Raw genomic sequence first — 12,472 nt, forward strand, 5'->3', positions numbered from 1 at the left:
GACAGGAACCATGTGGGTGGTGAAGATCGGGGGTAGCCTCGGTCACGACCCGGCGCTGCGCGAGTGGTTGACGCGGCTATGGGAAGTGGGCGGAGGGCGCGTCGTGATCGTGCCGGGCGGGGGCGATTTTGCGGACGCGGTGCGGCAGTATCAGCGCGAATGGCAATTCGACGATCTCGCCGCGCACAACATGTGTTTGCTCGCGATGGCGCAGTACGCGATTCTGATGCAGGGCGTGGTGTCGGAACTCGTGCTCGCGTCGAACGAGAATCGCATCCGGCGCGCGTTGCGGGATGGGCGGGTGGCGGTTTGGGTACCGACGGATTTGATGCGCTCGACGCCCGATTCGATGACCAACTGGGATACCACGTCGGATTCGCTCGCCGCGTGGCTTTCGACTTCGCTCAATGCGGAGCGGTTGATGATCGTGAAGTCATGTGAGGTGGAGGCGAATGCGCCGCTTGAGGCGCTGGCTGCTCGTGGGGTTCTGGATCGTCGGTTTCCTGGTTATGTGCGGGATGCGAATTATGTTGTCGAGGTTTTTAGTAAAGGGGATGCTTCGGTTATGAGGGATCGGTTGCTTAATGTGGCGGTTTAAGGTTTTTTTGGTTTTTGTTTTTGTGGAACTTGCTTTGGTGTCGGTCTATTAGCACTGCCCCTCCCCGGGGCGGGGGTAACTTTCTTTGCTGCTGCAAAGAAAGTCACCAAAGAAAGCAGCTTTGTCACGGCCCGCGGTCACACGCAGTTTGGCCATTTTTCTCCTCCGGGAACGGCCCTCGCCTAAAGAGTGCCCCCATAGGCCCAATCGGGCGTGGATCGCACACGGTCCGTCACATCGCGCCACTTGATGTATTGGTACAGCCATTTCAAGTTCCAGCCCGCTTCGCAGCCGATGGGTCAATCGGGTATGCGTGGGTTTCCGCGGCATACCCGGCGGCAGCGCGCAGCGCTGTGCCGAAGCTATTTTGTGCTGAACCAGCGCGCTAAAAGTTATGGCTTGTCAGACCGTGCGCGATCCAAGCCCGATTGGGTATATGAGGGCACTCTTTAGGCGAGGGCCGATCCCCGAGGAGAAAAATGGCCAAACTGCGTGTGACCGCGTGCGGTGAGAGAGCTGCTTTCTTTGGTGACTTTCTTTGCAGCAGCAAAGAAAGTTACCCCCGCCCCGGGGAGGGGCAGTGCTAATAAACCAACAAGAAAACGGGATCCGGCGAAGGCCAAAAAAAAATCAAACAGCGCCCCCGTCCCGCAAGGCCCGCACCCACCTCCCAACCCGCTCAGGATCGAGCCGCCCCCCGCGCCCAACCCCCTCCCCACACAGCGCCCCGCGAAACCCTGCAATATCCGGCGACAACATCCGAATCCGATCAAGATCACTCCATCCCAAAGACCCGGCGACCGCCGTCATCACCCCACGAGAGCGCGCATCGGCCATGCACCCGGCCAACCCTTCCGCATCGACACAATCGAACAACGTGCGCCCATCCTTATGGGCCGTATCGAACACGATACCCACAAACCCCAACCGCACCGCAAGCGCGGCCAGCTCCCGATCCACACCATCATCCGATAGCAACACGGGCACAACCGCCGCAGGCAAGCCAGCCAGATGCCGCAAACATGCCGAAGCCCCCGCACCAGGCGACACGCCCACTTTCACATAATCAACGCCGGCAGCAGCCACATCGAGCACACGAGACGTGATCTCATCGATCGCATCGTTAGGGAAATCGCCGATGGTCGCGCTGATCGGCCGCACCGCATACCGCGCACGCAACTCCCGCACGATCCTCGCGATAACGTGAATCGCGACCCCGCCGAGCGCGCCCGCACCCGGCTCCTTCAGATCGATCAGATCGGCGCCCGCATTCGCGGCATCGAATGCTTCGTCGGACGAGCGGACGCTCGCGAGCAATGCGGTCATCGATGAAAACTCCAGAGGGATGTTACGAATGAAGCGCCTTCGCGCGATGCGCTTCGATCGCCTGCAAGAGCCATTGCCAGGCCTCGCGCTCGGCATCGCCCGCGGTCTTGTCGATCGCGATGCGCAAATACGCAATCTCGCTATCCACCTTTTCAGGCGGCAGCATGAACAAACGGCTCACCAAAATAGCGCCTTCGACGACAGCCGCCTGCGCGCGATTGAAGCCCGCAAATGGCGCATGCGTCTCGCGATGCACGCATTCCATGCGCAGCGTCGGACGCGTTTCGTCATCGAGCAGTTCGGCCAGGCGCAACTCGGTATGCGCCAGCGTCGATGCGAGCCGCACGCTTGGCACCGTGCTCGCGATCACGGTCGGCCAGTCGCGTTGATAGCCCGTCACGCAGCCCGCGAACACACGCACGTCCGTGGTGAAGTTGACGACCGCGCTCTTCGTCGCGATGACGTTGTCGAGCGTCGCCGATGGACGAAACGGCGCGAGAATCGCGAAGCCTTCTTCGAAGCGCACGCCCATCGGCGCGATATGCGGCCGGCCTTCGCGATCGGCGGTCGTCACGATGGTCTCGTAGATCATAAGGCTCGGCGCATGAATTCGGGCCGCACGAAAGCGCCGCTTGCGGGATGCATCGCGGCTTCGTGCGGGTTCGATCCGTGTTTAGCGGGTCGCGATATACATCGTGATTTCAAAACCAAAACGCATATCGGTGAAGCTCGGTGTAGTCCATTGCATGCGCGTTCCTCCATGTGAGTTGAGTTGCAGCCTCGATAACCGCTTCAATGCTTGCCGATGCGGACGAATCCGCCAGGCGGCCGGGAGGGGGCCGGCGTTTCGACGATGCAAGCGTCATGCCAATGACATGAAGCGGATGCCGAAGAGCGTCGATACCCCGCCGTGCGAACCGACTGTGACGGAATCAGAGCAAAGTGTCCCATCTCATCGGCGATAACCGCATCAGGGCTAACACCCAATAAGGCATCGCTTAAGCCGGGCCAAGTAATTCGTGAATTCCTTTCCTTGCGGCCAGTGCTTACTCTGCAATCACAGCGGGGCAACAGGCGAAGTCTCACTCATCTCACTGTCGAGGAAACGGAATGAACGATTTCAGCAAGGCTGCCGTCGAGGCGGCGCGCAATCCGTCCGATCCGCGCTCGCGTTATGCGGCCGGCGTCATGAAGTATCGCGAGATGGGCTATTGGCAGCCCGACTACACGCCGAAGGACACGGATGTCATCGCGCTCTTTCGCATCACGCCGCAAGCGGGCGTCGAGCCGGAAGAAGCGGCTGCGGCCGTGGCGGGCGAATCGTCGACGGCGACGTGGACTGTCGTATGGACCGACCGCCTCACCGCATGCGACATGTACCGCGCGAAGGCGTATCGCGTGGACCCGGTGCCGAATCAGCGCGCCGACGAGCCGCAGTACTTCGCCTATATCGCTTATGAACTCGATCTCTTCGAGGAAGGATCGGTCGCGAATCTCACGGCTTCGATCATCGGCAATGTGTTCGGTTTCAAGCCGTTAAAGGCGCTGCGTCTCGAAGACATGCGCATTCCCGTTGCGTATCTGAAGACGTTTCAGGGGCCGCCGACGGGCATCATCGTCGAACGTGAACGGCTCGACAAGTATGGTCGCCCGCTGCTCGGCGCGACGGTGAAGCCGAAGCTCGGCTTGTCGGGCAAGAACTACGGGCGTGTCGTGTATGAAGGGCTGAAAGGCGGCCTCGACTTTCTGAAGGACGACGAGAACATCAACTCGCAGGCGTTCATGCACTGGCGCGACCGCTATCTCTTCGCGATGGAAGCGGTGAGCCGCGCGCAAGCCGAGACGGGCGAAGTGAAGGGCCATTACCTCAACGTGACGGCCGGCACGATGGAAGACATGTACGAGCGAGCGGAATTCGCCAAGGAACTCGGCTCGTGCATCGTGATGATCGATCTCGTGATCGGCTGGACGGCGATTCAGTCGATGTCGAAGTGGGCGCGTCGCAACGACATGATTCTGCATTTGCATCGCGCGGGGCATGGCACTTATACGCGGCAGCGCAATCATGGCATCTCGTTTCGCGTGATCGCGAAGTGGCTGCGGATGGCGGGTGTGGATCATGCGCATGCGGGGACGGCTGTCGGCAAGCTCGAAGGCGATCCTTTGTCGGTGCAGGGGTATTACAACGTGTGCCGAGAGGCTCGGAACGAACCTGACCTTTCACGCGGGATCTTTTTCGATCAGCCTTGGGCTGGACTGCGGAAGGTGATGCCCGTTGCGTCGGGCGGCATTCATGCAGGGCAGATGCATCAACTGCTCGATCTGTTCGGCGATGACTGCATTCTGCAATTCGGCGGTGGGACGATTGGACATCCGCAAGGTATTCAGGCCGGTGCGACGGCGAATCGTGTTGCGCTCGAAGCTATGGTTAAGGCGCGTAACGAGGGGCGCGATATTGTCAATGAAGGGTTGGATGTGTTGGACGCTGCCGCGAGGTTTTGTACGCCTTTGAAGCAGGCGCTCGATACTTGGCGGGATGTCACGTTTAATTATGCTTCGACGGATACGCCGGATTTTGCTGTTACGCCTAGTGTGGCGGTTTGATTTTTTTTTGTGTCGCTGGATCCCGTTTTGGTGTTGGTTTATTAGCACTGCCCCTGTGCGGGGCGGCACTCACTTTCTTTGCTGCTGCAAAGAAAGTAAGCAAAGAAAGCAGCTTGTCACCGCCCGCGGTCACACGCAGTTTGGCCATTTTTCTCCTCGGGGAACGGCCCTCGCCTAAAGAGTGCCCTCACAGACCTAACCGGGCTTGGATCGCACACGGTCTGACACGCCATAACTTTGAACGCGCTGGTTCAGCACAAAATAGCTTCGGCACAGCGCTACGCGCTGCCGTTGGGTATGCGAGGGAAACCCACGCATACCCGATTGACCCATCGGCTGCGAAGCGGGCTGGAACTTGAAATGGCTGTACCAATACATCAAGTGGCGCGATGTGACGGACCGTGTGCGATCCAAGCCCGATGGGGCCTTCGAGGGCGACACTTAGGCGAGGGCCGTTCCCCGAGGAGAAAAGTGGCCAAACTGCGTGTGACCGCGGGCGGTGAGAGAGCTGCTTTCTTTGGTGACTTTCTTTGCAGCAGCAAAGAAAGTTACCCCCGCCCCGGGGAGGGGCAGTGCTAATAGACCGACACGAAAGCAAGTTCCACGAAACCCAACCCAACCCATACAACATAAGGATGACGAAAAAATGCACATAACCCAAGGAACCTTCTCCTTCCTCCCAGAATTAACCGACGAGGAGATATCGTCACAAATCAACTACGCCTTAGACCAAGGCTGGTCCTGCTCAGTCGAATACACCGACGATCCCCACCCAAGAAACACCTATTGGGAAATGTGGGGCCTCCCCATGTTCGACCTCCGCGATGCCGCCGGCGTGCTGATGGAAGTGAACGAATGCCGCAAGACGTATCCGAACCACTACATCAAGGTCAACGCCTTCGATTCAGTACGTGGCTTCGAAACGATGCGTCTCTCGTTCATCGTCAACCGGCCGGCAGAAGAGCGAGGCTTCCGCCTCGAACGCCAGGACAACAGAAGCCGCATCCAGCGCTACGCGATCCGCACCTACGCAACCGATCGCCCGAGCGGCGAGCGCTATTGATGAGGAGACGACATCATGAGCGCCGAAGCCACGCTCGAAGCAGCGCCTCTTCAAACGAAAGCCGATCTAATGGCGCTCTACAAAGATTCGCGCATCGGAGAAGTGCTGACGGAGCTGGACCGCGATCTCATCGGACTCGCGCCCGTCAAGACGCGTATCCGCGAGATCGCCGCGCATCTGCTCGTGGAACGCGCCCGCGAGACGCTCGGTATCGCGTCGGGTGCGCCCACGCTGCACATGTGCTTCTCGGGCAATCCCGGAACCGGAAAAACCACTGTGGCGCTGCGCATGGCGCAAGTGCTGCACCGGCTGGGCTATATCCGGCGCAATCATCTCGTCTCGGTGACGCGCGACGATCTCGTCGGCCAATACATCGGCCATACCGCGCCCAAAACGCGCGAAGTGCTCAAGCGTGCGATGGGCGGCGTGCTCTTCATCGACGAGGCCTACTACCTGTATCGGCCGGAGAACGAACGCGATTACGGGCAGGAAGCCATTGAAATCCTGCTGCAGACGATGGAAAACCAGCGCGACGATCTCGTCGTGATTCTCGCGGGCTACGAAGCGCGCATGGAGACGTTCTTCCACAGCAATCCCGGCTTTCGCTCGCGTATCGCGCATCACCTCGTGTTTCCGGACTATGCGCCCGATGAGCTTCTGCAGATCGCCGAGCACATGCTGACCGACATGCATTACCGCTTCGACGACGACGCGCGCCAAGCCTTCGAAGCGTATCTCGAGCGACGCATCAAACAGCCCAACTTCGCCAATGCGCGCTCGGTGCGCAATGCGCTCGACCGCGCGCGATTGCGTCAGGCCAATCGGCTGTTCGCCGCGGCGGAACGTGGCAGCGGCGCGGCCGATGCCAACGCGCTCATGCAGCTCGATGCCAGCGATATTCGCGCAAGCCGCGTGTTCATCGATTCATAACGCCCGAAGGAGAACGCGATGCAGGATGGACGCACGACCTTATCGAAGTTCCTGATCGACACGCTGGACCGCAAGCCCGGTCCGGAAGCGGCGAGCGGACTGTCCGCGCTTCTGATCGATGTGGCCGCATCGATCAAGACGATCGCCGCCGCATTGACGCGCGGTGCGCTTAGCGGACAGCACGGCTCGGCGCATTCGATCAACACGCACGGAGAAGAACAGAAGAAGCTCGACGTGGTGACCAACGATATCTTCCTGCAGCATTGCGAATGGGACGGCTTGCTCGCGGGCATGGTGTCCGAGGAAATGGACGAGGTCTATGCCATTCCCGAGCCGTATCCGCGCGGCGAGTATCTGCTCGCGTTCGATCCGCTCGACGGGTCCTCGAACATCGATATCAACGGCGTCGTCGGGTCGATCTTCTCCGTGCTCAGACGCGGTGGCGACGAGAGCAATCCGCCCGATGAGGCATCGTTCCTGCGCCCGGGCCGCGAACAGGTCGCGGCCGGTTACGCGATCTACGGCCCATCGACGATGCTCGTGCTGTCCGTCGGCAACGGCACGCACGGCTTCACGCTCGAACGCGACGTCGGCAACTTCGTGCTCACGCATTCCGATATCCGCATTCCCGACGACTCCTGCGAGTTCGCGATCAATGCATCGAATGAACGTTTCTGGGAACCGCCCGTGCGCCGCTACGTGCAGGAATGCAAGGACGGCCGCACCGGCTGCCGCGCGCAGGACTTCAACATGCGATGGATTGCGTCGATGGTCGCGGAAGTGCATCGCATCCTGATGCGCGGCGGCGTGTTCATGTATCCGCGCGACTTCAAGACGCCCGAGATGGAAGGACGTTTGCGCCTGCTGTATGAAGCAAGCCCGATGAGTTTCATCGTCGAGCAGGCGGGCGGATTATCGATCACGGGGCGCGAGCGCATCCTCGATCTCGAACCGAAAGCCTTGCATCAACGCGTTCCGGTGATTCTCGGTTCACGCAATGAAGTCGCGCGCATTCAGCGCTATCACGGCGAATACGATCGCGGCGAAGACAAGCCTTTTACGTCGCCATTGTTCAAGGAGCGTTCGCTGTTCTTACCGGAAACGGAAGCATAGAACCAGCGCTAACCACATCTAGAACAGGGAGACAAGCGCATGTCAGTCAAACATCCTATCGTCGCGGTGACGGGTTCGAGCGGCGCCGGCACCACCACGGTCATGAAGAGCTTTACGCATATCTTCCGGCGTGAAAAGATCAACGCGCAGATCGTCGAAGGCGACGCGTTTCATCGCTACGACCGGCTCGGCATGCGCGAAGCGATGAAGCAAAGCGAGCGCGATGGCCTCGTCAACTTCAGCCACTTCGGGCCCGAAGCGAATCTGCTCGCGGAACTCGAAAGCCTGTTCAAAAGCTATGGCGAAACGGGCGGCGGCCAATATCGCCATTACGTGCACGACGAAGGCGAGTCCGCGCATTACAAGCAGGACGCGGGCACCTTCACGCCGTGGGAAGACATCGCGCCCGGCACCGACATGATGTTCTACGAAGGCCTGCACGGCGGGGCTGTCACCGAGAAAGTGGATATCGCGCGTCATGCCGATCTGCTCGTCGGCGTCGTGCCGATCATCAATCTCGAATGGATTCAGAAGCTGCATCGCGATCAGACGATGCGCGGCTATTCGCACGAAGCGGTCGTCGATACGATTCTGCGCCGCATGCCCGATTACGTGAACTACATCTGTCCGCAGTTCTCGCGCACGCATGTGAATTTTCAGCGCGTGCCGACCGTGGATACGTCGAATCCCTTCACCGCGCGCGAGATTCCGCAGCCCGACGAGAGCTTCGTCGTGATTCGTTTCGCGAAGCCGAAGGGCATCGACTTTCCTTATCTTCTGACGATGCTGCACGACTCGTTCATGTCGCGGCCGAATGTGATCGTCGTGCCCGGCGGCAAGATGGGTCTCGCGATGCAACTCATCTTCACGCCGATGATTCTGCAATTACGCGACCGGCGCGCGCGCGCTTAGACAGGTTTCTCACATCGCATCAAAGGAGGCATCCATGAATGCCGTCGCTGAAATATTGCCCAGGCATCATCGCTCACCCGATATCCGACACATGGCGAATGCGCTTCGCATGCTCGCCGTCGATGCGGTTGGTCAGGCGAACTCGGGTCATCCCGGCATGCCGATGGGCATGGCGGAGATCGCGGTCGCGCTCTGGGGCCGACATCTGAAGCACAATCCCGCCGATCCCGACTGGCCGGACCGCGATCGCTTCGTCATGTCGAATGGTCATGGATCGATGCTGATTTATGCGCTTTTGCATTTGACCGGCTATGACCTTTCGATCGACGAGATCAAGCGCTTTCGACAATTCGGCAGCAAGACGCCGGGCCATCCGGAAGTCGGCGTCACGCCCGGCGTCGAAACGACGACCGGCCCGCTCGGGCAAGGCCTGACGAACGCGGTCGGCATGGCGCTCGCCGAATCGCTGCTCGCGCGCGAATTCAATCGGCCGGGGCACGAGATCGTCGATCATCGCACGTACGTTTTCGTGGGCGATGGCTGTCTGATGGAAGGCGTGTCGCATGAAGCGGCATCGCTCGCGGGCACGTTGAGGCTCAACAAGCTCACCGTGCTCTATGACGACAACGGCATTTCGATCGATGGCCATGTCGAAGGCTGGTTCGCCGACGATACGCCGAAGCGCTTCGAAGCCTACGGCTGGAACGTCGTGCGCGCGGTGGATGGCCATGACGTCGATGAAGTGTCGCGCGCGTTGCAGGCCGCGCGCGAGTCGGAGCGCCCGACGCTCATCTGCTGCAAGACGGTGATCGGGCTCGGCGCGCCGACGATGGCCGGCACGCACGACGTGCACGGCGCGCCGCTTCCCGCCGATGAAGTCGAAGCCACGCGCCGCGCGCTCGACTGGACGCATGCGCCGTTCGAGATGCCGTTGTCGATTCGCGCGCTGTGGGACGCGCGCGAGGCGGGCGCGGCGGCGCAGGACGACTGGCAGCGCCGCATGGAGGCGTACCGTCGCGTGTTTCCGGACGAGGCCGCCGAGTTCGAGCGGCGCGTGCGCGGCGCATTGCCCGCGAACTGGCGCGACGTGGCGCATGCGCTCGTGCACGATGCGGACCGCGCGCGGCAGTCGGTCGCGACGCGCAAGGCGTCGCAGATCGCGATCGAAGGACTCGCGCGCGCGTTGCCCGAACTGCTTGGCGGATCGGCCGACCTGACCGGCTCGAATCTCACGCGATGGAAGGATGCGGTGGACGTGTCGGCGTCGCCGGCGAAGGGCAATTACATCCACTTCGGCGTGCGCGAATTCGGCATGAGCGCGGTGCTCAACGGCGTCGCGCTGCATCGCGGCTATCTGCCGTTCGGCGGCACGTTTCTCACGTTTTCCGATTACTCGCGCAACGCGCTGCGCATGGCCGCGCTGATGAAGACGCGCACGGTCTTCGTGTTCACGCACGATTCGATCGGCCTCGGCGAGGATGGACCGACGCACCAGCCGGTCGAACATGCCGCGAGTCTGCGCATGATTCCGGGCCTCGACGTCTGGCGTCCGTGCGATACCGTCGAGACGATGCAGGCGTGGGTGAGCGCTATCGACCGCGACCGGCCTTCGTGCCTTCTGCTCTCGCGCCAGACTTTGCCCTTCGTGCCGCGCGACGACGCGCAGATCGATGCGATCGAGCGCGGCGGCTACGTGCTCGCCGATTGGCCATCGACGTGCGAACGCGATGCGCGCCGCGTCGTGCTGATCGCGACCGGCTCGGAAGTGGCGCTCGCGCTCGCGGCGGTCGCGCCGCTGAAGGAAGAGGGCATTCTCGCGCGCGTGGTGTCGATGCCATCGACCACCGTGTTCGATCGTCAGTGCAACGTGTGGCGCGAGCGCGTGCTGCCCGAGGGTGTGCCGCGCGTCGCGATCGAGGCGGGCGTCACCGGTTTCTGGCGGCAGTACGTGGGGCTGAAGGGGGGCGTGATCGGCATCGACCGCTTCGGCGAATCGGCGCCCGCGAGCGAATTGTTCGCGCACTTCGGCGTGACGACCGACGCGCTCGTCGATGAAGCGCGCCGCGTGGCCGCCTGAATTTTGCCAACCGCATGGAGACGTCAAGATGGCTTTCATCGCATTGAGGCAGTTGCTGGATCACGCGGCGGAGCACGAATACGGGGTGCCCGCGTTCAACGTCAACAACATGGAGCAGGTCCACGCGATCATGCAGGCGGCCGAGGCGACGAGGAGCCCGGTCATCCTGCAGGCGTCGGCGGGCGCGCGCAAGTATGCGGGCGAGCCGTATCTGCGGCATCTGGTGCTCGCGGCCGTGGAGGCGCATCCGGACATTCCCGTCGTGCTGCATCAGGATCACGGCGCGAGTCCGTCCGTGTGCCAGCAGGCGATTCGTTCCGGCTTCACGTCCGTCATGATGGACGGCTCGCTCATGCCCGATCAGAAAACGCCCGCCGATTACGACTACAACGTCGACGTGAGCCGGCGCGTCGTGGAGGCGGCGCATTCGGTGGGCGTCTCGGTGGAGGGCGAGCTGGGCTGTCTCGGTTCGCTCGAAACGGGGCGAGCGGGCGAGGAGGACGGTGTCGGCGCAGAAGGCACGCTGACGCACGACCGCTTGCTGACCGATCCCGGCGAGGCGCGCGCGTTCGTCGAGGCGACGGGCATCGATGCGCTCGCGATCGCCATCGGCACGTCGCATGGCGCGTACAAGTTCAGCCGCCAGCCGACGGGCGACATTCTCGCGATCGACCGCATCGCCGAGATTCACGAACGCATTCCGGATACGCATCTCGTGATGCACGGATCGTCGTCGGTGCCGCAGGAATGGCTGGCGATCATTCGCGAGCACGGCGGCGAGATTCCGGCCACTTACGGCGTGCCCGTCGAGGAAATCCGGCGCGGCATTGCGAACGGCGTGAGGAAGGTGAATATCGATACCGACATTCGGCTCGCGATGACCGGCGCGATGCGAAGGGCGATGGCGTCGGCGAAGTCGGAATTCGATCCGCGGCATGCGCTGAAGGCGGCGACGGCGGCGGCGCGCGATTTGTGCATCGAGCGATTCGAGGCGTTCGGGTGCGCGGGGCACGCGGATCGCATCAGGCCGATGGGGCTGGAGGCGATGGCGAAGCGGTATCAGTGAGAGGAGCGCCGCTCGTTTCTTTGGGGAACGTGCGGCGCTGGGTCAGGCGGGGAGGGCTTCGTTGAAATAGTCGGCGAGTTCGCTGTCGACGGTCAGGAATCTGAGGTTTTCCGTAAGCGCTTGAGCGACGAGCACGCGATCAAACGGGTCGCGATGAAGGTCGGGCATGTCGCGTATTGCTCTGGCATGCTTCAGTTGAACGGGAAGCACGATGAACGGCTGCTCCTCCAGTTCGTCTATTGCACGCTCGCCCTGCGGTTCGAGCTTGCCGCGAGCGGATTTGATTGACAATTCCCAGATACTGGCCGTGCTGACATATACCTGCCGCGCTTCCTCGATCGCCCTACGAAAGCGAGGGGTCAACCGGCGATCGTTCGAAACGCGCCAGATGTAGATGTGGGTATCGAGCAATACGCGCATCATCGACTCTCATGTGTGGCGTGAATTTCCTCCGGAAACAGCGGACCGTTACACATCTGTTCGATCATGTCATCGGGCAAGGGTTTGAAGGCCTCGTCCTCGAACGCGCTTTCGTCTTCAGGATCGAATATGATGATCGAGCCGCCCGCTTCTTTGCCGTGCTTGTCTACGATGTTGCCGACCGAGCGTACCTTCAGTAGCAGCGTCGGATACTTCCCGCCGATCGCCACGTCTTCGCCTTGCGCCACCATCTCCAGGACTTTGAGTAGATCTTGCTGTGCTTCGTCGATGCTGAGAATGTGCATAAATCCTCCGGATAACTAAAAAGAAATCTCATGCTATCCGACTCCGTCAACCCCGCCA

14 protein-coding genes are annotated in these 12,472 nt (G+C 61.3%); 8 read left to right on the forward strand and 6 right to left on the reverse strand.

The window, feature by feature from the left end; genetic code table 11:
- Positions 1-10 precede the first annotated feature (10 nt).
- Positions 11-598, forward strand: coding sequence for an aspartate/glutamate/uridylate kinase (locus tag LY284_RS24050; protein ID WP_014251667.1), 588 nt, complete (start codon positions 11-13; stop codon positions 596-598).
- A gap of 630 nt (positions 599-1,228) precedes the next feature.
- Here the strand turns inward: LY284_RS24050 and LY284_RS24055 are convergent.
- From LY284_RS24055 to pqqA, 3 genes are all read right to left on the reverse strand, one after another.
- A complete protein-coding gene (locus tag LY284_RS24055) occupies positions 1,229-1,924 on the reverse strand; it encodes a (5-formylfuran-3-yl)methyl phosphate synthase (RefSeq protein ID WP_233388195.1) in 696 nt (231 codons plus the stop codon).
- 22 nt (positions 1,925-1,946) lie between these two features.
- Positions 1,947-2,516, reverse strand: a complete 570-nt coding sequence (locus LY284_RS24060) for a DUF447 domain-containing protein (RefSeq protein ID WP_045452723.1) — start codon at positions 2,514-2,516, stop codon at positions 1,947-1,949.
- Between the two features lie 81 nt (positions 2,517-2,597).
- Entirely contained in the window at positions 2,598-2,672 is a 75-nt protein-coding gene (gene pqqA, locus LY284_RS38780; RefSeq protein WP_008354335.1) for a pyrroloquinoline quinone precursor peptide PqqA, read from the reverse strand.
- A gap of 362 nt (positions 2,673-3,034) precedes the next feature.
- On the opposite strand from pqqA, the gene LY284_RS24070 reads away from it, so the two are divergent.
- Complete coding sequence (locus LY284_RS24070) at positions 3,035-4,528, forward strand: form I ribulose bisphosphate carboxylase large subunit (RefSeq protein WP_077158058.1); 1,494 nt, start codon at positions 3,035-3,037, stop codon at positions 4,526-4,528.
- On the opposite strand, the gene LY284_RS24075 is transcribed toward LY284_RS24070, so the two are convergent.
- Positions 4,512-4,676 carry a hypothetical protein gene (locus LY284_RS24075; RefSeq protein ID WP_233388196.1) on the reverse strand — a complete coding sequence of 55 codons (165 nt, stop codon included), beginning with the start codon at positions 4,674-4,676 and terminating at the stop codon, positions 4,512-4,514. The genes LY284_RS24070 and LY284_RS24075 overlap by 17 nt on opposite strands.
- Positions 4,677-5,174: 498 nt before the next feature.
- On the opposite strand from LY284_RS24075, the gene LY284_RS24080 reads away from it, so the two are divergent.
- From LY284_RS24080 to fba, 6 genes are read left to right on the forward strand one after another with little or no spacing between them, the layout of a single operon-like run.
- Positions 5,175-5,591 (forward strand): ribulose bisphosphate carboxylase small subunit, encoded by a 417-nt coding sequence (locus tag LY284_RS24080; RefSeq protein ID WP_233388197.1) that lies wholly within the window; start codon positions 5,175-5,177, stop codon positions 5,589-5,591.
- A 15-nt stretch (positions 5,592-5,606) separates the two neighbouring features.
- Positions 5,607-6,521, forward strand: a complete 915-nt coding sequence (gene cbbX, locus LY284_RS24085; RefSeq protein WP_233388198.1) for a CbbX protein — start codon at positions 5,607-5,609, stop codon at positions 6,519-6,521.
- Between the two features lie 18 nt (positions 6,522-6,539).
- The gene (locus tag LY284_RS24090; RefSeq protein WP_233388199.1) at positions 6,540-7,634 is read left to right on the forward strand and encodes a class 1 fructose-bisphosphatase; all 1,095 of its coding nucleotides are present in this window, start codon (positions 6,540-6,542) and stop codon (positions 7,632-7,634) included.
- 39 nt (positions 7,635-7,673) lie between these two features.
- A complete protein-coding gene (locus tag LY284_RS24095) occupies positions 7,674-8,546 on the forward strand; it encodes a phosphoribulokinase (protein WP_045452737.1) in 873 nt (290 codons plus the stop codon).
- 34 nt (positions 8,547-8,580) lie between these two features.
- Positions 8,581-10,623, forward strand: a complete 2,043-nt coding sequence (tkt, locus tag LY284_RS24100) for a transketolase (protein WP_233388200.1) — start codon at positions 8,581-8,583, stop codon at positions 10,621-10,623.
- Positions 10,624-10,651: 28 nt separating this feature from the next.
- The gene (gene fba, locus LY284_RS24105) at positions 10,652-11,689 is read left to right on the forward strand and encodes a class II fructose-bisphosphate aldolase (RefSeq protein ID WP_045452742.1); all 1,038 of its coding nucleotides are present in this window, start codon (positions 10,652-10,654) and stop codon (positions 11,687-11,689) included.
- 42 nt (positions 11,690-11,731) lie between these two features.
- Here fba and LY284_RS24110 read toward each other — a convergent pair whose 3' ends face one another.
- A complete protein-coding gene (locus LY284_RS24110; RefSeq protein ID WP_309243206.1) occupies positions 11,732-12,112 on the reverse strand; it encodes a type II toxin-antitoxin system VapC family toxin in 381 nt (126 codons plus the stop codon).
- Positions 12,109-12,414: a hypothetical protein gene (locus tag LY284_RS24115; protein WP_233388201.1), complete on the reverse strand. Its 306-nt coding sequence runs from the start codon at positions 12,412-12,414 to the stop codon at positions 12,109-12,111. Before LY284_RS24115 ends, LY284_RS24110 begins: the two co-directional genes overlap by 4 nt.
- Between the last annotated feature and the right edge of the window lie 58 nt (positions 12,415-12,472).

Source organism: Caballeronia sp. PC1, from assembly GCF_021353155.1.
Taxonomy (GTDB): Bacteria; Pseudomonadota; Gammaproteobacteria; order Burkholderiales; family Burkholderiaceae; genus Caballeronia; species Caballeronia cordobensis.